Consider the following 26176-nt stretch of genomic DNA (forward strand, 5'->3'; position numbering starts at 1 on the left):
TTGCTTCTTTTAATCCTTACTCCTTCACGACACCTTATGCTCAATCCTCAGCTTGTCCGCAACCATCGCGATAAACTCAGAATTGGTTGGCTTAGATTTGCTGATGTTGATTGTGTAGCCAAACAGATGGCTGATGCTGTCAATGTTGCCGCGCGTCCAGGCAACTTCAATCGCGTGACGGATGGCGCGTTCGACGCGGCTTGGCGTTGTTTTGAATTTCTCGGCAATGGCCGGGTACAGCGTTTTCGTAATTGCGCCAAGAATTTCAATATTGTTGTACACCATCGTAATCGCTTCCCGCAAATATTGGTAGCCTTTAATATGAGCAGGTACACCAATCTCATGAATGATGCTTGTAATATTTGCGTCCAGGTTTTTGCCCTTGGCTATAGGAACAACATTAGATTTCATGCTACTGACCGCAGCGCCGCCGTAGCTGCTTGAAGAGGTGACCACAGAAGTCCCGACCAATTGACGAATACGATTGGCCAAAATTTCCATGTCAAAGGGTTTCAGTATGTAGTAGGATGCTCCGAGCTGAACTGCCTTCTGAGTAATGTTTTCTTGTCCAAATGCAGTCAGCATAATAATCTTGGGCATAGGGGAGAGATTCATCTCTCTAAGCCGTTCCAATACACCAAGTCCGTCTAGATGCGGCATAATAATATCCAGAATCAAGACATCAGGCGCCTTATGCGACTCCTCCAGATGGCGCAGCACTTCTTCGCCGTTGTAAGCAACCCCAATAACCTCCATATCGCTCTGCTCAGAAATGTACTCAGATAACAGATTAGTGAACTCGCGATTATCATCGGCCAACAACACTTCAACTTTTTGCAATGTGTGGTCCTCCCTTTAACTCAAATCTCCCAAAATGGTCAATTCCTTTTCCTGTCATAATATTTTCGACATCGACCTATAAAATCCTTCTGTCGAAAATTATTTTTCTTTATTTTTTTTGAGGAATCCAGTATAATAAAAATTTTACTACACTAAACCACACCATTCGCAGCATTTCGTAAATTTTCGACAAAGTGAAGAGAGACTTTGCCGTATATAAGCGACCTAACAAAAAATCTTAAGGCGTGTTAACCCGCCTTAAGATCAGAGTCCTTCCGTTTCACCAGCACGCCTGCATCCTGCAGCATCCATTCGATGAAACAACCGTATCCAGAAGTCGGGTCATTTACGAATACATGAGTTACTGCGCCAACAAGCTTGCCATTTTGAAGTATTGGGCTTCCCGACATCCCTTGCACAATACCGCCTGTATTATCAATTAGACGCTTATCCGTAATTTTGATGACCATTCCTTTCGTTGCGGGTGACGTTTGCTTGGTGACATGGACAATTTCAATTTGAAATTTCTCCACCTTTTGACCGCCAATTACAGTCAATATCTCTGCCGGCCCTTCTTTAACCTCTTCGGCAAAGGCGACCGGGATCGGCTTGTTGCTATAACCATGCGTCGGAGTGCTCTTCATATCGCCAAATATTCCAAAGGGCGTGTTGCGTACAACATTGCCGAGTACTTTGCCTTCTTTTAGAAAATGTGCTCTTTTTTCCCCAGGTTCGCCGTGCTGGCTCTTATTAATGGAGGTTACACTGGACTGCAACACTTGCCCATCCTCAACTTCAATCGCAGTCTGCGTGTCCATATCGGTAATGACATGCCCCAATGCTCCATATACTCCTTGTGTGGGAGCATAAAAAGTTAATGTACCGACACCAGCAGCAGAATCACGAATATATAGACCAAGTCTCCATGCTTGATCCTCTGTATCAAAGGCTGGTGTAATGGATCTTTCAATCATTTGATTGTTGCGCTTGATGCGAAGCTTCAATGGTGCCTTTGCTTTGCCGGCTTGCTCCACAATTGAAGCAACCTTGCTGACTTCATTAATGTGTTGACCATTAATATCCACAATCAGATCACCCAGCTTCACATCCGCCTCTTCGCCAGGTGAAGCTTTATGATCTGATACTGTAGCCACCTGATGATGCCCCACAACCATGATGCCTGCAGATTTCACCTTGACCCCGATGGTCTGACCACCTGGTATTACCCTTAATTCCGGCATCACTTGTACATGAACCGTTTTGACTGGAATTGAACCGAACAGCTTCAGTGTCATTTTCCCTTGTCCGCTCTGTAGAGGTTCGAGTGAAATGGGCTGATTCATATCAACATCTACATGCTGTTGAGCCGAACCATTTATTTTCACCAGCTCTGGATGGGTTAAGGATAAGCGGGCATGAACAGGCATCGCATAATCGAGTTTTGTTTGCTGTCCCGAAAACATTCTAAGCTCGCTAGGGAAAGCGGCATAATGTTGGAAAGGGGCTGAAACGCCGATCATACACACGATGAGTGAGAGAATAAGGCCAAACCATTGCTTACGGTTGTTCAATGATTTTCACGCTCCCTATGGTCCATCATCTGACGGGTATCGCCAATGGCGTACCTATAAGGTAACCGTGAGCCTTTGCTTTTATGACTTATAAAACATTCCCTGTATGGTGTGAATTACGCCCCTTTTTTACGATGGGCCAAATCAAGCATTTCCTGTGCATGGTGACGTGTTTTCTCTGTCACTTCAACCCCTCCAAGCATTCGAGCAAGCTCTTCAATTCGATTGTTAAGCTGCAGCGGAGTGACGGAGGTAGCTGTTCGCTCTCCCTTGATCTGCTTTTTGATCTCATAATGATGATCAGCCATGCAAGCCACCTGAGGCAGATGCGTAATCGAAAACACCTGGCATTGCTTGGATAACTGGGACATCTTCTCCGCAATTGCCTGTGCAGCCCGTCCACTCACTCCTGTATCCACCTCATCAAAGATAAGTACAGGCACCTGGTCCAACTGAGCAAAAATAGCCTTCATCGCCAGCATAATCCGTGACATCTCTCCACCAGAGGCAATCTTATGCAAGGGCTTGAGCGGCTCGCCCGGATTGGGCGAAATGACGAAAACTGCCTCATCGATTCCTTGCAAGCTCAAACGATATTCTTCATTACTGTCGTATTGCTGATTCAGCTCGATACGGAACACGGTGCGCTCCATATGAAGCTGCTTCAGCTCAGCCTCCACCGATTCGGACAATCGGCCAGCAGCATGCCGACGAAGCTCGGACAGCTTCAAAGCAAGCTTCAGCGCCTTCTGTTGCAACTGTGCCGCTTCATCCCGCAATCGACCCAGATGCTCATCACGGTTCTCAAGCTTGTCTACTTCATACGTAATTTTGTTCAGATAATCTATAATTTCAGGAATCGTCTCTCCGTATTTACGCTTTAAAGTATGAATCAAGTCCAGTCGTTCCTCAATAGCATCCAGTTGCTCCGGATTGGATTCAATGAGATCACGATAATTGCGAAGCTGGAATGCAGCATCCTCAGCTTGATAAAAAGCGGAACGAAGCTGCTCCAGCAGCGGGTCAAGCTCCGCAGGGTCATAAGCCTGAATCTCCTCCAGCTTATGAATCGCTTTGCTGATTGCATCCAGCCCTCCACCGTTATAGAGAAGGGAGTATGATTCCGAAGCATAATCCATTCTGCGCTCTGCATGCGTCAATTTCCGCTTCTCTTCAGCCAATGCTTCATCCTCGCCTGGCTTGAGCTTCGCCGCTCGAATCTCCTCCATCTGAAACCGGTATAGATCAAGCATTTGAAAGTTTTGCCGCGAGTTCTCCTCCAATTCACGCAGCTTCGCCTTCACCTGCTGATAATTGCGGAATACCTCTCGATACTGGGTCTTCTTCTCCAACAGCGGTATCCCTGCGTATATATCCAGCCACTCCAGATGCTGTTCCGGCTTGAGCAGCGATTGATGCTCATGCTGACCATGCAGATTGACCAGATGCTCGCCGATTTCCCGCAGAGCGGCTAAGTTCACAATCTGGCCGTTGACACGACTGACACTCTTGCCCTGAACCGACAGCTCCCTTCGAATCACCAGTAGCTCCTCGGGGTTAGCCGGTATGCCATATTTGGATAGCTTCTCCCATACCGGGTGCATCGCCGGAAGATCAAACATCGCTTCGATCTCCGCCCGTTCACATCCGTGACGTATCATATCAGCCGCTCCGCGCCCTCCGATGACAAGGCCAAGCGCATCAATTAATATAGACTTCCCTGCCCCGGTCTCACCAGTCAGCACATGAAATCCTTTGTAAAAATTGACAACGGTTGATTCAATAACAGCCAAATTGCGAATAGACAGTTCTCGAAGCATGTCGATGTACCTCCTTGTTAATTGAGCAAAGACGTGAGGCGACTTACAATCTCCTCACTGTTCTTCTTCGTCCGGCAAATAATTAAAATCGTATCGTCCCCGCAGATGGTGCCCATCACTTCTGTCCATTCCATGTTGTCCAGCAGGACACAGATGGCATTAGCTGTTCCGGGCAAGCACTTCATAACGACTAAATTATCTGTATAATCAATATGCACATAATGATCGAGCATAGCGCGGCGCAGCTTATGAATCGGATTGTAGCGCTGCTCTGTCGGTAGTGAATATTTGTAGCTCCCGTCCTCTGTCTGCACCTTGATTAGCTGCAGCTCGCGAATGTCTCTTGACACGGTCGCTTGGGTCACCTGATAGCCCGCTTTGCGCAGCGCTTCGACCAGTTCGTCCTGGGTTTCGATAATGTCATTCGATATAATCTCTCTGATCTTGATATGGCGGATACCCTTCATAAAACCTCCTAATTGAATTCCCATTATGCCTCTTCAGCAATGGTGAACAAGATGGTACGTATCGATTGTTCCTTGACATCCACATACAATACACCCTCACAATAGGGTACCAGCAGCGCGAATATCAAAAAACGATCACGGATGGCTGCTCCGGTCCATTCCACCGGGCGCTTCTCTCTGGCGGTTTTCACCACGTAGGATTTACCGTCCTTCTCTGCCATGTAATCAATAAAGAGCCGGCTCTGCATCGACTGCCCATCCACATCAATATCAACCGGTATCCGGTGCTTGCTTGATCGGACAGTGTAGCCTTCAGCCTCCAAATATTGAATACATTCATCATCCGGCTGTAATTCCCGTCCATTCTGCAACAGCAGCGTTCGGTGGCCGGCCGGCGAATGAAGCCAGCGGTAAAATCCGCGGTATAGCCAAATAAGAAGCAGTCCTCCGGCAACAATCATGATAAATAAGTCTCCATATTTACCCAATTGCACCATTCCCCCTGTGCACGAATTACAGGCATTATACCCCAATTAATTCGGCAACAGACCTTGTTTCTCCTGTTAGAGCTGAGGAATTCAATACAAAGGCGGTGTCCTTCCATACAACGACGCTCAAAGCGAACACTTGTTTGTAAACACAGTTTATCAAAAAGTTCGGCGCTTGGCTAGAGCAAAATAAAAAAAGAGCAAACTTTTTGGGCCTGTCTTCTTATCGTCCATCGGAACGGTCAGAAGCTGCCTCATTAAGTTTTACTCTTTCCTCAATGACTTGATTTTAACCTTTGAAGGTTGCCGCTGCCTCCATAACGATGCCATCAATGAACGCATCCTCTGGAGCGGCATGCTGCTGCTCTGGCAACCATTTCATATAAGCCAGAAATTCAATATTGCCCTCTCCACCGGTAATAGGCGAGAACGTCAAGCCTTGGAGCCCAAAGCCCAGCTCTGACGCATATCCCAGCACCTGATGGAGAACTTCCTTATGAACGGCCTGCTCTCTGACAACACCAGATTTCCCGACTTTTTCTCTTCCAGCCTCGAATTGAGGCTTGATCAGCGCAATCACCCCGGCTCCATCGCTAAGCAATCCGGCCAATGCAGGCAAAATAATTCGCAACGATATAAATGAGACATCAATGGTTGCAAAATCAGGTGCAGGCCCTGTAAGATCCTCCGGCTTCGTGTAGCGGAAGTTCGTTCGTTCCATTACATTGACTCGCTCGTCCTGCCGGATGGACCAATCCAATTGATTATATCCTACATCAATCGCGTACACGTAGGTCGCCCCGTGCTGCAGCGCGCAATCCGTGAAGCCCCCGGTTGAGGCGCCAATATCGAGCATTGTCAAGCCTGCTAGGTCAAGCCCGAAATGTCTGATCGCCTTCTCCAGCTTCAAGCCCCCGCGGCTTACATAAGGATGCAGCGCGCCCTTTACTACAATACCTGCGTCTCGAGGCACCTTCGTACCGCTCTTTTCGATCCGCTCGCCATCCACTAGGACAAGACCAGCCATCAGAGCAGCCTTTGCTTTGACGCGGCTGTCATAAAAGCCTTGCTCTACCAGGAGCACATCGATACGCTCTTTGCTTGCTGCACCCATGCTGTGATCTACCCTCTTTGCATTCTAATATTGTGTCTTAGGCCGCGCATCAGGTCTACAATTTCTGCAGCAACATGTTCAGCAGTGAGCCCGGTCTCCTGTCTCTGCTCCTTGATGGAGCCGTGCTCGATGAATTCATCTGGAATCCCCATCAACCGCACGATCGGCTCATCCATGCCGCGCAAGGAATAGAACTCCAGTACGGCGCTCCCAAGGCCTCCCAGGACGGCGCCTTCCTCCAGCACCAGCATATGAGGCGTCTCCTTCGCTAGCGCCACCAGCATCTCCTCATCCAGCGGTTTAATGAATCGAGCGTTGACAATCTTCACCGACAGGCCATCCCGCTTCAGCAGCTCCGCTGCCTCCTCCGCAACCTGGATCATCGGTCCCAACGTAATAATTAATGCGGATTCGCCATCGCGAAGCGTCTCCCACGATCCGATCGGAATAGGCTTCATCTGTGCATCTATATCCACACCTCGGCCATTAACACGCGGATAGCGCACAGCGATCGGGCCGTCATTATAGTCCACCGCAGTCTTCATCATATGACGAAGCTCATTTTCGTCCTTCGGCATCATGAGCACAAGATTCGGTATATGACGAAGGAACGGAATGTCATAGACACCATGATGGGTTTCACCGTCGGCGCCTACAAAGCCCGCGCGATCAATAGCAAAGATGACATTCAGATTTTGACGGCAAATATCATGCACTACCTGATCATAAGCACGCTGTAAGAACGTGGAATAGACCGCGAACACCGGTTTGAGTCCCTCCATCGCCAGCGCAGCAGACATTGTTGCCGCATGCTGCTCGGCAATGCCCACATCAATCATCCTGCCGGGGTACAGCTCCGAGAACTTGACTAGCCCTGATCCGCCTGGCATCGCAGGGGTAACGGCTACAATTCGCTTGTCAACTGCTGCCAGCTCGATGAGCGCTTCGCTGAAAACCTCGGTATACATAGGCGGACCGACTGCTTTAAGCAATTGACCAGATTCCATCTTGTACGGACTAATGCCATGCCACTTATGAGAATCCGCCTCTGCAGGCTGATACCCTTTACCCTTGGTTGTGAGGATATGAACCAGTACAGGGCCGCTTACATTGTTGGCCTGTTGGAATACCTCAGCCAGCTTCTCCAGGTCATGACCATCAACAGGCCCCAGATAAGTCAGACCGAACTCCTCAAACAGCATTCCCGAAACGACCATATATTTCAGACTATCCTTGACCCGTTCTGCTGTCTTGGCCAGCTTGCCGCCGATCGCAGGAATCTTGTTAAGGAAGTGCTGGAGCTCATCCTTGGCCTTCTGATAGTGCTTGTCAGAGCGAATACGCCCCAAATAATTATGAATCGCTCCTACGTTGGGAGCAATGGACATCTCGTTATCGTTAAGCACCACAATTAAATCACGCTTCTCGTGACCGATGTGATTGAGCGCCTCCAGAGCCATCCCGCCTGTCAAGGCGCCGTCCCCGATCACAGCTATGACCTTGTTGCTCTCGCCCTTGAAGTCACGAGCCATGGCCATGCCGATTGCGGCGGACAGCGACGTGCTGCTGTGGCCAGCCTCCCATACATCATGCTCGCTCTCCGCGCGCTTGACGAATCCACACAACCCTTTAAATTTGCGTAATGTATCGAACCGGTCGCGGCGACCCGTCAATATTTTGTGAACATAAGACTGGTGGCCTACGTCAAATATGATTTTGTCTTCTGGACTGTTGTACAAATAATGCAGAATCAATGTCAGCTCCACCACACCAAGATTTGGTGCCAGATGCCCGCCTGTACTGGACAGCTTCTCAATCAGGAACTGCCGAATCTCCTCTGCTAATTGCGGCAACTGCTCCATACTCAACTGCTTCAGATCCTTCGGATCATTAATATTCTCAATCAGCACGTGTTTTCCTCACTTTCTTGGACTGAAAACACTTGTTGTCCAATTAAACATCACACGATTGTCATTATTATAGCATGCCGCCTACATAATCCCAAGCTGCTGTCTTCCTGCAACAGCCTTCTCTCATCGCCTTTTCGCCCCGTGCTGCCTTGCCTTTTCTTGACATACCCCCGGTACACCTTGAAAAAAGCGCCTTGCCTGGAACGAAAATTCGGCCAAAATCTGATCTGTTCAGAGTTTTCTGGCACGCCCTGCTAGACCCGCAAGCCGACTAACGATCTCTCCCTACCAGATAATCAGCAAGCGCAAGCAATCGATTCGGATACGCCAGCCCCGCAGATAACAGCCGCTGCTTTGCAGCCTCCGTCAGCCTGGCCACCTCCGCCTGGCTTGCCTCAAGGCCCAGCAAATATGGATAGGTCACCTTGCTTTGCTCCACGTCGCTATTGGTCTTCTTGCCCAGCTTCTGTTCATCTCCTATCAGATCCAGGATGTCATCTTGAATCTGGAAGGCCAGACCGATTCCACGGCCAAATTCGGACAACGCCTCCAGTTGCTCCTCATTTGCTCCAGCTATCCGACCCCCGGCCTTCAACGAGAAGGCGATCAGATCACTTGTCTTATGCAGATGAATATATTGGAGTTGCTCCAATGTCGTAATGCCCTGCTCGCCTAAAATATCGGCCACCTGGCCGCCGACCATCCCTGCCGCCCCAGCTAGCACAGAAAGATCCTCTACGATGGCCAGCGCCGTCTCTGCACTGACCCGACTGTTCTTGGCAGCTAGAGAGATACAATAGAAGGCATGAGTAAGCATCGCATCTCCGGCCAGTATCGCCATGGCCTCCCCGTACACCTTATGATTGGTTGGCTTGCCCCGACGGTAATCATCATTATCCATTGCCGGCAGGTCATCATGAATAAGGGAATACGTATGAATCAGCTCTATCGCCGCTGCTACAGGATACGCGTTATCCGCTGCGGCTGGATCATGACCTACCGCTTCTGCAGCAGCGATGACCAATATCGGGCGGATACGCTTGCCGCCTGCCTCCAGGGAATAATTCATCGACTCCCGCAGCTTCAAGGGAATATCCCATTGCTCGGGAACGATATGGCGCAGCGTCTTCTCCACATGCTGTGCCTGTTCATTCAAATACTGTACAATATCAAGCTCGGATCTGGCCATGCACTATTCTCCTTTTTCCTCTTGGACAGGGTAAAAAGGGTTGCGCTCCAGCCCCTGCTCTGTCTCGATTAATAATTCAACCTGGCGCTCGATTTGCTCCAGCTTGCCTCCGCATAGCCGCGACAACTGCATGCCTTCTTGAAACAATTCAATGGCCGTCTCCAGCGGCACATCACCGTTTTCCAGACGGACGACGATCTGCTCCAGCTTCTCCATCGCCTGCTCAAAGCTGAGCTGCTCCTCAGATGTAGCCATCACTTCAGCTCCTCTCCTTATTGATTACTGTACAATCCAGGCTTCCATCTGCGAGGAGCACCTGTACCGTCTCGCCGACTGCGGTATCCTCAACCGATCGGACAAGCTTGCCCCCCTCTTGATACAACAAGCTATAACCGCGCGACATCACCTTGAGCGGACTCAGTGCATCCAGTGAACGCACACGGCTGCTCAGCTCCTGTCTGCCCGAGCGAAGCTGGGCGAGCATCGCCTGGGTTAGCCGCTGCTGCGCATTGCGACGCCTTGCGTCGGCATATTTGAGCTGCTCGCCAGGCTGCATCGCGCCAAGCCTCGTCTGCAGTTGCTTATATCGCTGCACCGTGCGCTCCTGCAGCCTCGCCATTTGCCCAAGCAGCTCGGCGCGCAGCCTGTCGGCGCGTTGCGTCGGCTCCAGCAGCATACGCTGCGGCTGCCTTAACATACGCGAGCTGCGTGCGCGTTCCAGCCGCTCCCGACTGTGCAGCAGCCGACGTTGAAGCGCCTGCTGCAGGCGCTGCTCCAGGCGCTGCACTTGCTGCTTCAGCTCTTTCCTGTGCTGTACAGCTAGCTCGGCAGCAGCCGTAGGAGTTGGCGCCCTAAGATCGGCCACAAAGTCGGCAATCGTATAATCCGTCTCATGTCCTACAGCGGAGATGACCGGAATAACGGATGCCGCGATGGCGCGAGCCACCGACTCTTCATTGAACGCCCATAGCTCCTCGAGCGACCCGCCTCCTCTGCCAACAATTAATACGTCGACCTCGCCAAGAAGATTCAACAAATGGAGCGCGCGCACAATCGAAGGGGCCGCCTGTGCCCCCTGCACCAGCACAGGTACAACGACAACCGGCACCGAAGGATAGCGCCGTTCCAGGGTAATCAAAATATCCCTCACAGCAGCTCCCGTGGGGGATGTTACAACTCCGATCGCCTTCGGATATAGCGGAATCTGCTTCTTGCGCTCTGGCGCAAACAATCCTTCGGCCTCCAGCTTCCTCTTCAACTGCTCATAGGCAAGATAGAGACTGCCGATGCCATCCGGCTGCATGGCATGAGCATAGAATTGATAGTTGCCGTCCCGTTCGTAGACGGATACGCTTCCACGCGCCATCACCTTCATCCCCTCCTTGGGGATAAAGGGCAGACGCTGGTTATGGGAGGCAAACATGACGCATTTGATCCGACTCGCTGCGTCCTTTAACGTGAAGTACATATGGCCGCTGGAATGATGCGTAAAGTTAGACAACTCCCCGCGCAGCCAGATGTCGGACAGCACCGTGTCCGACTCCAGCTTCAGCTTCATATAGCGGCTAACTTCCTTGATGGAATAAATGCGCGGATGCTGCGCCATTCCCATCACTCCTCGATTCCGTGGATGCGCTTCGCTGCGGTAAGCGTATTGTTCATCAGCATCGTGATTGTCATCGGGCCGACCCCACCTGGAACAGGCGTAATGTAGCCAGCAACCTCCTGAGCGCTCGCAAAGTCAACATCGCCTGCCAGCTTTCCCGTATCCAGACGGTTAATGCCGACATCAATGACGACAGCGCCAGGCTTCACATAGCTGCTATCGATGGCATTTGCTTTGCCGATCGCTACGACGAGAATATCCGCCTGCTTCGTCAGTTCCTTCATATTGGCCGTTCTGGAATGGCAGATCGTCACTGTCGCATTCTCACGCAGCAGCAGCATGGCGACCGGTTTGCCGACAATATTGCTCCGTCCGATTACAACCGCATGCTTTCCAGCAATTTCTGTTCCCGTTCTTTTAATTAATTCAATACAGCCCGCAGGCGTGCATGGCAGCAGACTGTCATCACCAATCATCAGATTGCCGGTGCTTACCGGATGGAAGCCATCCACATCCTTGTCCACACTGATCGCATCGATGACTGCCTTCTCGTTAATATGACGCGGCAGAGGCAACTGTACCAGAATACCGTGAATCGAGCTCTGGGCATTCAACCGGTCAATCAGCGCCAGCAAATCCTGCTCCGTTGTCTGCTCAGGCAGGCGATGCACCTCGGAATAAAACCCCATCTGCTGGCATGCCTTCTCCTTGCTGCCCACATATACTTTGGACGCCGGGTCCTCGCCTACCAGCACAACGGCTAGTCCAGGTGTGACGCCCCGCTCCTTCAGTCTGCTAGTCTGCTCGCTTACCTCCTGACGAACCAACTCGGAGATCTGTTTGCCATCAATACGCTGTGCTGTCATCTCTCTATCGCTCCCATTCTTATACGAATTATCTTTGCTTCAATTCATCCAGTGCTTTCAACAGCCTGCCTAACACACCATTAACGAACTTGCCGGATTCATCCGTGCCAAACAGCTTAGCAAGCTCTATCGCCTCATTAATAATCGCCTTGGGCGGAACATCGCTGGTGTAGACGAGCTCATAGCAGGCCAGTCGCAGCACCTGCCGATCAACCCGAGAGAGCCTGTCCACCTGCCAGCCTGTCAAATACTGCTGCAGCATATCATCTATGGCCTGGCGGTTGCCTGCCACCCCGTTAACCAACTGCCGGACGAATTCCTCGATTCCCTTGATGTCCTCCGCCGCCGCATCAATCTCATTTTCCTCTCGTGCTTCCTGAAGCAGCATGTTAACCGCTTCTTCTGCGGCCACCTCATTCATTTCCATTTGATACAAGCTCTGAATTGCAATCTCACGTGCCAATCTACGTTTCATGAATCCTCCTCATTATCGCCCGGTCAATTGCCGACCCTTCAATGTTAAAACAACAATAATACAGAAAAACCTATGATCTCCTCCCTGCCCCGAACAGCGGCCAGCCGTTATGTCCGGCGAACGGAGGAAAGCACAGGGTAGAAACATTGAGACATCATGCATGCCATAGCAATGCTTCGCAGCTCGGCTACCTTCTGAACATACGCCAGCGACGCTGCAGCCAATCTACAAGCTGCTGCCACATCTGGAACGGATCTGCCGAGAGATCCCGTTGCTTGCCGACGTAATAGCCAATCCATAGAAGCAATGCAACAAACAGCATATCCCAGAAACCGGCGAATAGATAGATAAATCCTAGAAACAATGCGGCGGCGACGCCAGTTATTCGCCCGCCGTAAACTGTCCATAGCTCCCTCCACATCGGCTGATCCACCTCTATTCCACGCGACTTTTGAAGGTTTGGGTCTGAATAATATTCGCTACAAATACGGTGACCGAGGTAACCGGAATGCCTGTAATATCCTCCACATGCTCCTTGACGCTACGCTGAATCTCCTCTGTTAATGCCGGGATCGAGCTCTCTCCGTCGACCACAGCACGCAGTGTAATCTCAAGACCAGATTCCAGAACCCGAATGCGCGCCTTTAGCTCGCGTACTCCCTTTTGCTTGCCGGCTGCCTTCAGGGACAGGTTCTCCACCGTCTCCATGGAGATACGTATATCGCCAAAATCTGTCCGCTGGTCGATGGAAGGACTGGACGCATTGCCCCGTTTGACGGAAATATAAAATAGACGAAAGCTGATCAAAAACAGGATGACCGCTACGGAAATGACGGTGATCTGCAACGGCAGCTCGCTGTACAACGCATCCAGCCATGTGCCCGCCAGTTCCTCATGCACCCACCCTGCCCCCATGCTCAAGGCGAACACGGACAAAATACCTATGATAAGGCTATACACGAAAAGCAGAAGCCTATCCATAATTTTTACCACGGTTACGTCTCCCTTCACGAGCCTCCAGCTTTGTCATCAGGCCTATAAGCTGTCAAGCGGTAAAAAGCCCCCTTGCGCCGAGCGCGATGGCTAACGCAAGGGGGAATCTCTATTCACACATTCCTTACTTCACACGATTGGATTGAAGGTCTTCTTCCTCGCTAGGCTTCTCTGCAGACTTGAAATGCACATCATGAATATGCACATTCACTTCCACAACATGCAGCCCCGTCATCATCTCGATCGAGCGCTTCACATTGCGTTGAATCTCGGCTGCAATCTCAGGAATACGATTGCCATACTCCACGATAATCGATACATCGACTGCCGCTTCACGCTGGCCAACCTCAACCTTGACACCCTTGGACAAGTTTTTGCGGCCCAGCAGCTCGGCGATTCCACCTGCCAGCCCACCGCTCATCCCCGCAACACCTTGTACCTCGATCGTTGCCAGGCCTGCGATCACCTCAATGACCTCAGGGGCGATCTGGATGGTACCCATGTCTGTCTTCTCGTAATCGGCTGCAATTGTACTCATCTGAATGTTCACCTCCGTAAAGTTGCGAATGTCCTCGCTGTCTGATGGTTAAGCATCGATCCGCAATCTTATTTCTATACTATAACATTTGGCGAGATTTATGACAAACTTGTACCGTTGTCAATTTCCGCGCCGTTCCTATGATTCCGGGTCATTTACATCATGCTCTTCCAGGAATTTTATGTCAAAATCCCCTTGCAAAAAGCGGTGATGATTCAGCAACTTCATATGAAACGGGATGGTCGTCTTGATGCCTTCAATCGCGAATTCGGACAGCGCGCGCTTCATGCGGCTAACTGCCTCCTCCCGCGTAGATCCCCATACAATCAGCTTGGCGATCATTGAATCATAGTGCGGAGAGATAGTATAGCCTGGATAAACCGCACTGTCGACACGCACGCCGGGACCGCCCGGAGGCAGATAGAATGGAATATGTCCCGCAGACGGCATGAAGTTGCGCTCAGCGTCCTCGGCATTGATCCGGCATTCGATCGCCCAGCCATTGATGGACAGGTCTTCCTGGCGGAATGACAACGGCTGGCCCTCGGCCACCATGATCATTTCCTTGATCAAGTCGACATTGGTTATCATCTCGGTGACCGGATGCTCGACCTGGATGCGGGTGTTCATCTCCATGAAGTAGAACTCTCCGTCAGGCGAGAGCAAGAACTCTAGCGTTCCCGCGCCGGAATAGTCGACAGCAAGCGCTGCGCGCACAGCAGCCTGTCCCATTCTCTCACGCTGTTCTGGTGTCAGAATCGGACAAGGCGCCTCCTCCACTAGCTTCTGGCGGCGACGCTGCACCGAGCAATCCCGCTCGAACAGATGGACGGCATTGCCATGCTTGTCTGCCATAATCTGAATCTCGACATGCTTCATGCCTGTCAGGAACTTCTCCAGGTAGACGCCCGCATTACCGAATGCCTTCTGCGCCTCCTGTTGTGCCGTTGTAATCTGCTGAACTAGCGATGGCTCGTCCTCCGCAATGCGGATACCCTTGCCGCCGCCGCCAGCCGTTGCCTTGATGATGACCGGGTATCCGATCTCGCGCGCTACTCGCACCGCCTCGTCCAGATCCTCGATCAAGCCTTCCGAGCCTGGAATGACGGGGACATTGGCACTCTTCATCGTCTGCTTCGCGACCGCCTTATCCCCCATCCGGCTAATTGCAGATGGAGAAGGTCCGATGAAGGCGATGTTGCACGACTCGCAAATCTCTGCAAAATCCGCATTTTCCGCCAAAAAGCCATAGCCCGGATGGATCGCATCACAGCCCGTCAACGTGGCTACGCTCATAATGTTGGTCAGATTCAGGTAGCTGTCCTTGGATAAGGTCGGCCCGATGCAATAGGCCTCATCTGCCAGCTTGACATGCAGCGAGTCGCGATCCGCTTCGGAGTAGACAGCGACCGACTGAATGCCAAGCTCGTGGCAGGCGCGAATGATGCGCACCGCAATCTCTCCGCGGTTGGCAATAAGTATTTTATGAAATTTCACCCTTCAATGCTCCTTTCTTGAAGCCATTATTCCGGCTTGACCAGGAACAACGGTTGTCCGAACTCCACAAGCTGCCCGTTCTCAACTAGAATCTCGACGATCTCGCCACGGACATCTGCTTCCAGCTCGTTCATTAGCTTCATTGCTTCAAGAATGCATACAACCGACTTCTCGCTTACGCGGTCTCCGGTATTCACGAAAGGCGCTGCGTCCGGGGACGGCGAACGGTAGAACGTGCCAACCATAGGGGAAACAATCTGATGAAGCCCGCTTGCTGCCGGAGAGGCCGGAGCTGCTGGTGCTGACGCTTCAGGCTGTACAGCCGGGGCTGGTGACGCCTGAGGCATGGCAACAGGCGAATATGTATGAGGAACCGAGGCTGTCTGTACATTCACCACTTCGGTCTTGCCCGGTTTGCGAATAAGCAGGCGCGTCCCTTCATTTTCAATTTCGAGCTCTTGTACAGAGGTCTGATCAACTAGTTTAATCAGCTCTTTAATCTCGCTCAATTTGAACATGGATAGTATTCACTCCTTAACATTGTTGAACCTGTCGCGATCTTTATTTGGATAACGTTAGTATTATATCATAATAGAAATATTTATCCTAACTCTATTTTGATAACGTGTACAGGCTGTTGTGTAAAGTCTCTCCGTAGTCGAATTGAGATTGCTAGTTGCCAACTAAATATAAAAAACGCCTGTCTAATGCCGCGGTACAGCGGCATAGACAGACGATGGAGGTCACTCATAACTAGCCGGCGCACCGAATCAATGGTGAAGTTGCACGGTTACCCGATCCGCGCCCACCTCCAGCGTATTCATCACGAGCTGGATAATGCTGTCGGCCTGGCTTCTTTCCAACTTTTCCCCATCCACAACTACTTTATAGCTGTCCTTCTCCTGAGAGACAACGACATTTTTGAACTCATCGCGCAGACTGCTCTCCAGCTCGCTGATCTTTTCCTCATGCTGCTCCAGCTTCTCTACCTGCTCCATAGCACTGCTCGCTTCCTCAGCGCCCGTGTTGGTCGTATCCGATACAATGCCCATCAGACGGTCATATTCTGTCTGTACAGCTTCCGCCCGCTTGAACTGCTGCTCCATGAAATAGTCAGAAGAGGATACGGCGCGGCTTTCTTCCTCTTCAAACTTTTGAATCACCTTCAAATCCTCGTCCGACAACGCCGCTTGACCGCCCAGCTCGGTCTCATTTACAACGACTTGCTGGGTGTCACCGCTACCGCTGTCCAGTTCCGCTGTCTGTGCCTGCCCCGCAGGAGACTTGGAGCTGCCATCCTCTGTAAACAGATAATAAGCGGACAAAATAACCATCAAGCTTAACATCGATACGAGCCATACCGTTTGTCTTTTGGAATTCATGGACCATTCATCCTTTCATATTTAGATCATAGTTTCTGCTTATGGCTGCTTCCGGGGGACGACAGAGATTCGATGCGCCGGCACACTGTAGCCTTTCTTTACAGCCTCCATAATGAGCTGTCGCACTGTCTGATTCTCTGCCCCCAGAGCGACGATCAGGATGCCGCGAATTTGCGGCTTGATTTTTTTGGTTACAAGCGGGGTCTGCTCTCCAGATACCTCGTAGATAACAACCTGGCCGTCACGCGTCGTTGAGGTAATATGCCGTTTGCCCCCACCGCGGTCGGTCTCCTCGGTCAGTTGCTGGGATTGCTTCTCATTCTGCTTGACGACCGTCTCTTCTGTAGAATCAATCGTGACGAGTACATCAACCGTACCGACCCCCACAATTTTCTCCAATATGTCCTTCAGTCGATTTTCCAATGGTCGTTCCAACGCTTCAAAGACGGAGTCGGGTTCGTCCCCGTGTCCAAGCAACGTCTCCCGAGCCTCAGGCGCTGTCTGTGGAGCATGGGCGGTCGGCTCTACCTGCCGCATCGTTAGAAATGAATTCACGATCATCAAGCCGATGCCCGCCGCTCCAATCAGCAGCAGCCAGCGCATCGTTCGCACTCTTTTGGGGCCTGACGGCCCTTGCCCAAGCATCGATTCGATGCGGCTCAGCCAATTCGCCATCGGACTTCTCCCTCCTTACCCTGCTGCCCTCTCCAGACTGTCCGCGAAGCTTGACGTTTCATTTGCCAGTGCTCGCATAGACGCGCACCGCCTCCGGCGCCACCGCATATCCGGCAGACAATGCAGCCGCGATCGCCTGATACCGACTGTCCCTGGATGGCAAAGACTCCCTCACATCCGCCTCTTCGCGCTGAGCATCAACAGACTTCAGCCGCTCGCGTTCTTGGGCTCTGTCTTCGCCCACTGGGGCGATGGGCTCCAGCTCGATCGCAGCGGATACCTCGATTGTTACCGGAGCGACCGGTTCCACATCATCACCGCTGTGAGGTGTTGCCCTCTCCTCATCCAGTACCGCCTCCACAGTGCGAACGCGCCATCTTGCTTCCCCATCCTGCTCCAGCACGACCGTCAAGGAGGCAATCGCCAGCCCTGTGACCCGTTCTAATTCCGTTCGCATCTCCTCCTCCAGCCTGATCTTCGCCAAGGAAGCTGCCTGCTGGGCACGCTGCTGCTGAAGCGATGCTGCCTGCTCTTCAATGCGCGTCACCTCTGCTGCTGTTGGCTTGACGCTCATCCAGTCTCCCAGGCTGCCGGCAAGTCTCGTCTCGAAGTCTCCCTGCAACAGACGCAGAATAGGGGAGAGCAGCGTCAGCAATATAATGAGACCGATCACGAGCCGGACATAGCGCTGGTATGCGTTGCTCGGCAACAGCAGGTCGATGATGCCCGCCAGCAGGATAACGGCGATAATCTGCCTCAGCCAATCCGATAGCCACTCCAGCGCCTGCTCCCCCTTCCCTGCCAGCCTGCTGTCCACTTCCGCTAACGGAGCATGACGGCAGCGTTGCCGGCTGTCAATATGATCGTAACGGCCAGGAAGAACATCAGCCCCACTGCCGCCAGCGCTGCAAATACATAGATCATCGTCTTGCCGATCGTCTCCAGACAGTCGATAATCGGGCTGTCTCCGAGCGGCTGCAGCACTGCCGCGCATACATTGTAGATCAGGGCGAGCGCCAGTATTTTGACGGCAGGGAAGGCACAGAGAAAGAGCAGAATTACGACACCCGCAATACCAACTGCATTTTTGACGAGCAGCGAGGCCGACATCACCGTATCCGCCGCATCGGAGAACGCCCTTCCGACGACCGGAACAAAGTTGCCTGTAATGAATTTGGCTGTCTTGAGTGTAATGCCGTCGGTTACGCCGCCGCTGGCACCCTGCACGGAGATTACGCCAAGGAATACCGTCAGCAGCACTCCTAGCAGTCCCACCGCACATTTGCGGATCAAGTCCGCAAGCTGGGTCACCTTGAAGCGGTCACTAATGGCGCTAGCAATATGCAGTACCGCAGAGAAGAACAGCAGTGGAAAGACGATCGCATGAATGAGTGTTCCTACCGTATGAATCATGAAAATAATGAGCGGATGCATGACCGAGACGGTGACAATATTGCCCATGGATGCAAGCAAGGTCAGCAGCAGCGGAATCATCGCCATCATGAACTGAATCATGCCGTTAATCGCATCCTTCGCGTAACCGATGGCGACATAGAAGCTGTTCACGGCTAGAATAATCAGCACCATGTAAGATACAGCATAGGCGACCTTGCTTACCGCCTTGCGTTCGAAGGCCGTCTGCATGGTTTCCAGTATCATACTGAACACGGTCAGCAGGACGACAGCAGCCAGCAGCTTGCCGTTATATAACACCTCATGCAGTATATAGCGAAGCAGCGCCTTGAGCATATCTACCAGCCTGATACCGCCGCCTCCGGCTTGAACCAGCTCCATGAAGCTCGGCATTTTCCCCCCGGGAAAATAACCGCCGTATTCAGTAACCAGCTCTGTCCAGTAGGTCTCAACCGAGCCTGTCTCAATCATGCGCAACTGCTCCTTCACCAGCCGATCCGCCGATTGCTCCAGCTCCCCTCGATCCGCTTGTCCCCCGCCTTGGGGAACAGAAGCTGGCGCCGCCTCGACCGCATACACGCACCAAGCAGATAGAGCGATTGCGAGAATCCAGACGCAGAGGAGTAGCTTGCACGTTAATTTGCGACTCATCATGCTATCCTCCCGCCGGAAGCAGATTCAACACCGTCTCCACGATGACACTGATGATCGGCACCGCCATCACAAGAATAAGCACCTTCCCGGCAAACTCGATCTTGGCGGCAATGCTCTCCTGTCCAGCATCGCGCACAATCTGTGCACCAAATTCAGCGATATAGGCAATACCGATAATCTTCAACACCGTCGCCATGTAGATGCCGGGTATACCGGAGCGATTGGCCAGATGCTCAATCATCGTGATGACCGTATCGATTTTGCCGATTAGAAACAGAAACAGGTAGACGCCGGTAAAAGCAGCCAGCACGAAAGCGAAGATCGGCTTTTGCTCGCGAACAACAAGGATGAGAATCGTGGCGATCAGGCCGAGTCCGACAATCTGGATCATTTCCATGCTGGGTCACCTCAGTGCAGATTCAAGCTTGCTTGGCTACTGGAACAGAAAGATCGTCTTGATTTCTTGGAACAGCTCATTGAGAAGACGAACGACCATAAACAACACCACGACAAATCCGATTACCGTTACCCAATGGGCCATATCCTCCTTGCCCATCTGCTTGAGCACCGTGTGAATCATTGCAATAATAATTCCGATACCCGCAATCTGAAAAATAGCGCTGACATCCATGTTCATTATTCCGGCACCCCATTACATCATCAGAATGACGATCAGCGCAGCCAAGAGCAGGCCAAGGCTCTTGCTCATCTTCTCATACCTCGTCTGGTCTTCCCGCGCCGCCTCTTCCTCTGATTTCAGTTGCAGCAGCGCCAACCGCAAATGCTTCATCTGATCCTCCCGGTCGCTAATGCCCAGAACCGGGCCGAGCCGCAGCACGATCGTCCGTTCATTGGCACGCATCGCCGTGTCGCTCCATCGATTGGTGACCGCAGCCTCCCAGCTCTCTCTAAATGATGAATCGGGCTGCTCAGCCAGTCTGCGCGCTGCTTCTCGCAGTACGCCAGCGACGGGCTCGACGCCAGACTCGGCCGCACGCTGCAACGCCTCTGGCAACGGTGTATATCCGTAGCTAATCTCCGTCTCTAATCGCTGCAGCACATAGGCAAGCTGTGCAAGCTGACGTGGTCTAGCCGCGAAGCGAGCCGCCTGATAGAAGCCGATCATCGTGCCTGCGAACAGCACCAGCAGCGCGCCGGCGAGCTTGATCATCGCGGCTGTCCTCTGGCGATCGCTTGCTTCTGTTCCGACAGCGTTGGCTCTCTGGCTGCAGGCGCCCCCGCTCTGCGCAGCGAGATGACGTCGAATTCAATGCCCGCCTGAGACTTGCGCAGTCTTGCCGCTGCGGCAAATACACCTTCATCAATCAGTGAACGCAGCACGGGGCGCCCTCTTGCATCATCCAGATCATAGGCGTGAGCGGTCGCAACAACACATACACCGGCATGCGCGGCCTCCCTCACCGCCTCTGCGTCTTCCTGCCGTCCGATCTCGTCCACCACGATGACTTCCGGAGACATCGACCGCAGCAGCATCATCATCCCCTCCGCCTTCGGGCAGGCATCCATCACATCTGCGCGCGGTCCCAGATCGAAGGACGGAACACCGCGCACACTCGCGGCAATCTCCGAACGCTCGTCGACAACGCCAACCTTGCGCCCCGGCCAAGAGGCTGCGGCTGGATGCTCCCAGCTTCCAGCGCTGATGCAGCGTGCCAGATCGCGAATCACGGTCGTCTTGCCTTGCTGCGGCGGCCCGATGAGAAGCGTCGGCAGCAACGTTTTGCGTGGCCAATCGAGCAGCTTCGGCAGCAAACCTGCGCAAGCGCCGTGAATTTCTCTGGCAATCCGGATATTAAAGCCGCCAATCTCACGAATCGCTTTGACTTCCCCTTGATTCAGAATCGTTCGCCCGGCCAGACCAATTCGGTGCCCCCCGGCTACCGTTATATATCCTCGCTTGAGCTCCTCCTCCATCGCATACAAGGAGTGGTTCGTAATCCTCTCCAGCAGCTTGCTGCATACGGTCTGATCCGGCCTGTAAGCCAGCTCGGGTCTGGCATGCAAGGAGCCGTCCGCTCCAGCGAACTGGAACCTCCCCCCGAAGCCAACCTCCAGCGGCCTGTCCTGTCGAATGCGAATCTCCTCCAGCTCCCGCATGCTGCTCATCGGCAACTGCGCGATTATTCCAGCCAGCTCCTGCGGCAGCAGATGCATGATGCGGTTCATCATCCTCAGCCCTCCCGGATGTATGTCCTTGCTCTTGCTTATCTCATTCTATGAAACCTGTCCATAGATTATGCCAAGCTACCTGAGCCCCCTATTTCTTCAAAATGCCGATCATCAGACAGGCCACTCCAGCAAGCACCCATACGAATTTATCCAGTGACAGCTTGTCAGATAAGCCGACCAAGCCCAGTGTTGTTGTCGAGATCAGAATAAGCGGACCCACTAGCGCCAGTGACGAATTCACGACCAGCGCCTTGTCAATCTGGTTCAGCCGCAGCATGATAATGGCCGCGATGATTTCCAGACTGCCTGAGAACAGCCTCAGCGAAGCCATTCCCATCACGATTTTGTTGAGCATTGTCTGCGCTCCTTTCCGGCAATCAGATGATGCTCTATCTATATGCAGGCTTGTCTGATTTTAGGCATGATGACACCCGCCCAGACTCTCTGGCATATAGTAAAGTCATGGTTGGAAGTTTTCCATCCTCAACACTTGCGAAGTAAGGGGCATGGGCATATGAACTCGATGGTGAAAGGCAACATGTGGGATATGCGTTTGAGCGATCCAGTCGGAGAGCGGGGCTTGCGCAACCGAAGCATGACCGTACAAGAGCGGGGGCAGCATATGGCTGCCAGAGGCATTACGATGGTCATTGACAAGGGGCTGGGCCGATCGGCCTTCACTGATTTTTTGGAGACGGCTTCTCCCTACGTGGACTGTATCAAGCTAGGATTCGGAACATCCGTTCTATATTCTGACGAGTTGCTGTTGTATAAGACGGCGCTTGCTCGCCACTATGGCATTGATATGATGACTGGGGGAACTCTGCTTGAAGCAGCAGTACAGCTCGATGTTGTTCCTTCCTATTTTGACACACTAGAGCGGCTAGGCTTTAACGCGGTCGAAGTGTCGGACGGCACGATTGAGCTGTCGCGGCAGCGGCGTGACGAATTGATTGAGGAAGGGCTGCGGCGCGGCTTACGCATCTTCACCGAATATGGCAAGAAGGTGAGCGGCTCGCAGATTGAGCTGCAGGAGTTGGTGCGAACAGCGGAGCTGGACATGGAGGCAGGAGCAGAGATGGTTATTATCGAAGCGCGTGAATCGGGCATTGATGTCGGACTGTTCGACCAGCAGGGGTGCTGCCGGCATGCCATGCTCGAGCAGATCAATGCCAGGCTTCCACAGCACCGACTGCTGTGGGAAGCGCCGCTGAAGTCGCAGCAGGTTGATCTGATTACAGCACTCGGCTCTAATGTCCATCTTGGCAATATTCAGCCTTCCGATGCCATCGCACTGGAGGCGCTAAGACGCGGCTTGCGCTCCGATACCTTTCCTAAGGATAAGGCGCCAGCAGCACACGAAGCGATCATGTATATGATCTAGCGGCTAACTGCATAAGCTTGGCCCGCTTGGCATAGATTGAACAGTGGAAACATCCATCTATGCCACGGAACGGAGAGAACGCAGTATGACCGGAGACATTATCCTTGTCGGACTAATTATTATCGGGATAGCAGGACGATCTCCAATTATAGCAACGGCAGCCTGTGTCCTGCTCATTGTCAAGCTCGTTCACCTTGACAGGTACTTACCTGCCATAGAGCGTCGGGGACTGGAGCTAGGCTTGCTGTTCCTTACATTTAGCGTGCTGGTTCCTTTCGCCTCCGGCCGGATCGCCCCCAAGGAGATTGCCCAAGCATTAAGCTCCTGGCCAGGATGGCTAGCTCTGACAGGAGGAGCGATCGCCACTTATGTCAATGGCAAAGGACTGGAGCTGCTGAAGCTGGACCCTCAGCTCATCGTTGGACTGGTGATTGGTTCGATCCTCGGTATTGTGTTCTTTCGCGGCGTTCCCGTCGGTCCGCTCATGGCAGCAGGAATTACAGCGATCTTATTCAAGGTGTTCACCTTAATCAGCGAGCGGCTCGGGTGAGTGATATAAGAGATATAAGATAAGCCTTACTATCAAAAAAGCGTGGATGCCAAAACCTCAAGGTTTTTGGCGATCGCACGCTCTTCTTATTGTAATCTATCTACCTGCGATCCTGTGGACCGCCAACAAATACTTGTTGATCCGTATCCAAGCCATAAGCGGTGTGGAGCGCACGGACAACCTCCTGCAACTGCTCGGCAGCAATCACGCAGGATACTTTGATTTCGGAGGTGCTTACCATCTTGATGCTCACCCCAAGCTTGGAGATCGCATCAAACATTGTTGCCGCAACTCCAGGATTGCTGACCATGCCTGCACCGACGATCGAGACTTTAACGAGTCCACCCTCCGAGCTGACCTCGCGATATGGCACAACCTCGCGAATGCTCTCAAGCACTGCGATCGCCCCATCCTTGTCATCTCCGGACACCGTGAACGAGAAGTCTGTCTTGCCGTCAGATACACCGCTCTGAACGATAATATCGACATCGATTCCCTTTTGAGCCAGAGAACCGAATACGTTGGCCAATACGCCCGGTACATCCTCTACTCCCTGAATGCTGATACGAGCCACATTTTTATCGAATGCAATGCCGCGGACGACTACGCCCTGCTCCATAATCGCTTCCTCCTTCACAAACGTTCCTTCATTATACGTAAAGCTTGAGCGCACTACGAGACATACATTATTATGCTTGGCATACTCCACCGCTCGCGGATGAAGCACCGCTGCTCCCAGATGGGCCAGCTCTAGCATTTCATCGTAAGAGATTTCATTCAGCTTGCGAGCATTCTTCACGACGCGCGGGTCTGTCGAATAGACACCATCCACATCGGTATAAATCTCGCACATGTCCGCCTCGATGGCTGCCGCCAGCGCTACGGCCGTCGTATCAGAGCCGCCACGCCCCAATGTCGTAATCTCGCCTGACTCCGTCATCGCCTGGAAGCCGGCTACTACGACAATATTCCCGTTATCCAGCGCCTTTAAAATCCGGTCCGGCTGTATATCCTGAATGCGAGCCTTGGCATGATTGTCATCCGTTACAAATCCGGCCTGCCAGCCTGTATAAGAAATCGACGTGCCACCTAGATGGTGGATCGTCATCGAGAGTAGAGCAATCGAAATCTGTTCCCCTGTCGTCAGAAGCATATCCATCTCACGCGCAGGCGGATTCGGGTTAAGCTGCTTGGATTGATCGATTAGATCATCTGTCGTATCTCCCATTGCAGAGACGACGACCACGATTCGGTGACCTTCCTGCTGTCTCTCTATAATTCGTTTGGCCACCCGCTGCATTCTCTCCGGGGTACCGACAGAGCTTCCACCGAACTTCATCACTATTAATGACAACGCCGTTCACTCCTAACCTTTACTTTAACATACAATAATTTATTATAGCATAACTGCCAGAGGTGAGCATTAAAAAAGATGATGCGCGCGTCCTAGAAATCGGCACCCACAGCCGCAATTCTAAAGTACGCGCGCAACCATCTTCGTTCATTATTTCTTCCCATCTAGATGACGCTTCAATACCTTGATCCGATGCTCGGACAGACCCGTTACCTTGGCAACAAGCTGCAGGTCAAGCCCCTCCTTGAGCATATTTATTGCCGCTTGCTCCAAACCTCTTGCCCGACCTTGTTCTATCCCTTGTTCTATCCCTTGTTCTTTACCTTGCTCCAAGCCTTGTGCAATCCCCTTCTCAATACTCTGCTGCTGCAGCCATTCCAAATTTCGTTCAAAATTAGAAATCATCGCATTCAATCCCTTCCTCTGAATTTGCGACACCATCTTTTTGATCATCTGTTCCTGCTCTTTGACCGTTCCGAACCGCAGCATAATGTGCTCCAACCATAGCGCAAACTGCTCCCGCTGCTCCTGAGCTGTGTTATCTATGACCGGTGCCAGCTTACGGAACAGTCCGATTAAATCTGCAACAGACAGGTTGGAATGCTGCTCAATCAAAAAAACAGATCCAATCATATTTGATAGCTTCTCGAGAGCTTCCGGCTGATAGCGCCTAATATCCAACAAAAAATAGGAAAAATTCAGCAGCTGCTCTTCATGAAACAACGGCTCCTCTGCCAGCAGTTCGCGGAAGGATAGCGGTGCGCTCCAGGCTGATGAACCGTTATACAGCACGATGGGAACGATGACCGGTAGTTTGAAGTCACCACGATTACGCTCCTTCTGTCCCCGATCCTTCAGCTCGTGCCTCCATATCTCCACCTGATATTGCAGCAGGCGCCACGGCATCAAGGCGTCCACTGTGGACTGGAACTCCATTAATATATAAAATATAACATCCTTGCCTTTAATCTTCACCCGATAAATCAGATCGGATTCCTTACCGCTGAAATCTGGCAGCACAAAGGACTTATCTACTCTTATCATACCAGCTTCATCAATATGTTCAACCCATCCCCGTCGGACAAATGAACGCAACAATTGCATAAATAATGACTTACTGGACAACAAATGCTTATAACCCCGGTCATGAGCATGACGAACAGTTTTTCTGTTTGGATTGGTCATCGAGCTTCTCCTTCT

The 26176-nt window shown here is 52.1% G+C and carries 30 protein-coding genes; 2 read left to right on the plus strand and 28 right to left on the minus strand.

Annotated features, from left to right (window positions below; translation table 11 throughout):
* Window positions 1-24 precede the first annotated feature (24 nt).
* The 26 genes from spo0A to ACY1JZ_RS21760 form a co-directional block, all read right to left on the minus strand.
* Complete coding sequence (gene spo0A / locus ACY1JZ_RS21635) at window positions 25-840, minus strand: sporulation transcription factor Spo0A (protein ID WP_462630893.1); 816 nt, start codon at window positions 838-840, stop codon at window positions 25-27.
* 248 nt (window positions 841-1088) lie between these two features.
* Window positions 1089-2411, minus strand: coding sequence for a SpoIVB peptidase (gene spoIVB, locus ACY1JZ_RS21640; RefSeq protein ID WP_462630894.1), 1323 nt, complete (start codon window positions 2409-2411; stop codon window positions 1089-1091).
* A 116-nt stretch (window positions 2412-2527) separates the two neighbouring features.
* Entirely contained in the window at window positions 2528-4231 is a 1704-nt protein-coding gene (recN, locus tag ACY1JZ_RS21645) for a DNA repair protein RecN (protein ID WP_270170478.1), read from the minus strand.
* 17 nt (window positions 4232-4248) lie between these two features.
* Complete coding sequence (gene ahrC / locus ACY1JZ_RS21650; protein WP_462630895.1) at window positions 4249-4698, minus strand: transcriptional regulator AhrC/ArgR; 450 nt, start codon at window positions 4696-4698, stop codon at window positions 4249-4251.
* 23 nt (window positions 4699-4721) lie between these two features.
* Window positions 4722-5195, minus strand: coding sequence for a hypothetical protein (locus ACY1JZ_RS21655; protein WP_442954878.1), 474 nt, complete (start codon window positions 5193-5195; stop codon window positions 4722-4724).
* 280 nt (window positions 5196-5475) lie between these two features.
* A complete protein-coding gene (locus ACY1JZ_RS21660; protein WP_462630896.1) occupies window positions 5476-6300 on the minus strand; it encodes a TlyA family RNA methyltransferase in 825 nt (274 codons plus the stop codon).
* 8 nt (window positions 6301-6308) lie between these two features.
* Entirely contained in the window at window positions 6309-8210 is a 1902-nt protein-coding gene (gene dxs, locus ACY1JZ_RS21665; RefSeq protein ID WP_462630897.1) for a 1-deoxy-D-xylulose-5-phosphate synthase, read from the minus strand.
* A 271-nt stretch (window positions 8211-8481) separates the two neighbouring features.
* Window positions 8482-9399 carry a polyprenyl synthetase family protein gene (locus ACY1JZ_RS21670; RefSeq protein WP_462630898.1) on the minus strand — a complete coding sequence of 306 codons (918 nt, stop codon included), beginning with the start codon at window positions 9397-9399 and terminating at the stop codon, window positions 8482-8484.
* 3 nt (window positions 9400-9402) lie between these two features.
* Window positions 9403-9654 carry an exodeoxyribonuclease VII small subunit gene (gene xseB, locus ACY1JZ_RS21675; protein ID WP_270170472.1) on the minus strand — a complete coding sequence of 84 codons (252 nt, stop codon included), beginning with the start codon at window positions 9652-9654 and terminating at the stop codon, window positions 9403-9405.
* 4 nt (window positions 9655-9658) lie between these two features.
* On the minus strand, window positions 9659-11005 hold the full coding sequence (xseA, locus tag ACY1JZ_RS21680; RefSeq protein ID WP_462630899.1) for an exodeoxyribonuclease VII large subunit: 1347 nt from the start codon (window positions 11003-11005) through the stop codon (window positions 9659-9661).
* A 5-nt stretch (window positions 11006-11010) separates the two neighbouring features.
* Window positions 11011-11871: a bifunctional methylenetetrahydrofolate dehydrogenase/methenyltetrahydrofolate cyclohydrolase FolD gene (folD, locus tag ACY1JZ_RS21685; protein WP_270170470.1), complete on the minus strand. Its 861-nt coding sequence runs from the start codon at window positions 11869-11871 to the stop codon at window positions 11011-11013.
* 28 nt (window positions 11872-11899) lie between these two features.
* The gene (nusB, locus tag ACY1JZ_RS21690) at window positions 11900-12346 is read right to left on the minus strand and encodes a transcription antitermination factor NusB (RefSeq protein WP_270170469.1); all 447 of its coding nucleotides are present in this window, start codon (window positions 12344-12346) and stop codon (window positions 11900-11902) included.
* 187 nt (window positions 12347-12533) lie between these two features.
* Window positions 12534-12767 carry a DUF2273 domain-containing protein gene (locus tag ACY1JZ_RS21695; RefSeq protein ID WP_270170467.1) on the minus strand — a complete coding sequence of 78 codons (234 nt, stop codon included), beginning with the start codon at window positions 12765-12767 and terminating at the stop codon, window positions 12534-12536.
* Window positions 12768-12781: 14 nt separating this feature from the next.
* On the minus strand, window positions 12782-13339 hold the full coding sequence (amaP, locus tag ACY1JZ_RS21700) for an alkaline shock response membrane anchor protein AmaP (RefSeq protein WP_270170465.1): 558 nt from the start codon (window positions 13337-13339) through the stop codon (window positions 12782-12784).
* A 124-nt stretch (window positions 13340-13463) separates the two neighbouring features.
* Window positions 13464-13877: an Asp23/Gls24 family envelope stress response protein gene (locus tag ACY1JZ_RS21705; RefSeq protein ID WP_270170464.1), complete on the minus strand. Its 414-nt coding sequence runs from the start codon at window positions 13875-13877 to the stop codon at window positions 13464-13466.
* 138 nt (window positions 13878-14015) lie between these two features.
* A complete protein-coding gene (gene accC / locus ACY1JZ_RS21710) occupies window positions 14016-15374 on the minus strand; it encodes an acetyl-CoA carboxylase biotin carboxylase subunit (RefSeq protein ID WP_270170463.1) in 1359 nt (452 codons plus the stop codon).
* A gap of 26 nt (window positions 15375-15400) precedes the next feature.
* A complete protein-coding gene (gene accB, locus ACY1JZ_RS21715) occupies window positions 15401-15892 on the minus strand; it encodes an acetyl-CoA carboxylase biotin carboxyl carrier protein (RefSeq protein WP_462630900.1) in 492 nt (163 codons plus the stop codon).
* A 252-nt stretch (window positions 15893-16144) separates the two neighbouring features.
* Complete coding sequence (locus ACY1JZ_RS21720) at window positions 16145-16756, minus strand: SpoIIIAH-like family protein (RefSeq protein ID WP_462630901.1); 612 nt, start codon at window positions 16754-16756, stop codon at window positions 16145-16147.
* A gap of 39 nt (window positions 16757-16795) precedes the next feature.
* The gene (gene spoIIIAG, locus ACY1JZ_RS21725) at window positions 16796-17431 is read right to left on the minus strand and encodes a stage III sporulation protein AG (protein ID WP_270170460.1); all 636 of its coding nucleotides are present in this window, start codon (window positions 17429-17431) and stop codon (window positions 16796-16798) included.
* Between the two features lie 58 nt (window positions 17432-17489).
* Window positions 17490-18248, minus strand: a complete 759-nt coding sequence (spoIIIAF, locus tag ACY1JZ_RS21730; protein WP_462630902.1) for a stage III sporulation protein AF — start codon at window positions 18246-18248, stop codon at window positions 17490-17492.
* A 5-nt stretch (window positions 18249-18253) separates the two neighbouring features.
* On the minus strand, window positions 18254-19495 hold the full coding sequence (gene spoIIIAE, locus ACY1JZ_RS21735) for a stage III sporulation protein AE (RefSeq protein ID WP_462630903.1): 1242 nt from the start codon (window positions 19493-19495) through the stop codon (window positions 18254-18256).
* A 4-nt stretch (window positions 19496-19499) separates the two neighbouring features.
* A complete protein-coding gene (gene spoIIIAD / locus ACY1JZ_RS21740) occupies window positions 19500-19895 on the minus strand; it encodes a stage III sporulation protein AD (RefSeq protein ID WP_270170457.1) in 396 nt (131 codons plus the stop codon).
* Window positions 19896-19931: 36 nt separating this feature from the next.
* Window positions 19932-20135 carry a stage III sporulation protein AC gene (gene spoIIIAC / locus ACY1JZ_RS21745; RefSeq protein WP_188527867.1) on the minus strand — a complete coding sequence of 68 codons (204 nt, stop codon included), beginning with the start codon at window positions 20133-20135 and terminating at the stop codon, window positions 19932-19934.
* Window positions 20136-20150: 15 nt separating this feature from the next.
* On the minus strand, window positions 20151-20669 hold the full coding sequence (gene spoIIIAB / locus ACY1JZ_RS21750; RefSeq protein WP_462630904.1) for a stage III sporulation protein SpoIIIAB: 519 nt from the start codon (window positions 20667-20669) through the stop codon (window positions 20151-20153).
* Window positions 20666-21688, minus strand: coding sequence for a stage III sporulation protein AA (spoIIIAA, locus tag ACY1JZ_RS21755; RefSeq protein ID WP_462630905.1), 1023 nt, complete (start codon window positions 21686-21688; stop codon window positions 20666-20668). The genes spoIIIAB and spoIIIAA overlap by 4 nt, the downstream gene beginning before the upstream one ends.
* 88 nt (window positions 21689-21776) lie before the next feature.
* The gene (locus tag ACY1JZ_RS21760) at window positions 21777-22043 is read right to left on the minus strand and encodes a YqhV family protein (RefSeq protein ID WP_270170450.1); all 267 of its coding nucleotides are present in this window, start codon (window positions 22041-22043) and stop codon (window positions 21777-21779) included.
* Window positions 22044-22202: 159 nt separating this feature from the next.
* Here ACY1JZ_RS21760 and comA point away from each other — a divergent pair, with 159 nt between their 5' ends.
* On the plus strand, window positions 22203-23072 hold the full coding sequence (gene comA / locus ACY1JZ_RS21765; RefSeq protein WP_462630906.1) for a phosphosulfolactate synthase: 870 nt from the start codon (window positions 22203-22205) through the stop codon (window positions 23070-23072).
* A gap of 85 nt (window positions 23073-23157) precedes the next feature.
* Window positions 23158-23622 carry a DUF441 domain-containing protein gene (locus ACY1JZ_RS21770; RefSeq protein WP_462630907.1) on the plus strand — a complete coding sequence of 155 codons (465 nt, stop codon included), beginning with the start codon at window positions 23158-23160 and terminating at the stop codon, window positions 23620-23622.
* A 100-nt stretch (window positions 23623-23722) separates the two neighbouring features.
* Here the strand turns inward: ACY1JZ_RS21770 and ACY1JZ_RS21775 are convergent, their stop codons facing one another.
* Both ACY1JZ_RS21775 and ACY1JZ_RS21780 read right to left on the minus strand, forming a co-directional pair.
* Window positions 23723-24976: an aspartate kinase gene (locus ACY1JZ_RS21775; protein WP_270170446.1), complete on the minus strand. Its 1254-nt coding sequence runs from the start codon at window positions 24974-24976 to the stop codon at window positions 23723-23725.
* A gap of 150 nt (window positions 24977-25126) precedes the next feature.
* Window positions 25127-26161 (minus strand): Rpn family recombination-promoting nuclease/putative transposase, encoded by a 1035-nt coding sequence (locus ACY1JZ_RS21780; RefSeq protein WP_462630908.1) that lies wholly within the window; start codon window positions 26159-26161, stop codon window positions 25127-25129.
* Window positions 26162-26176 lie beyond the last annotated feature (15 nt).

The sequence above is a fragment of the Paenibacillus sp. J5 genome (assembly GCF_054955055.1).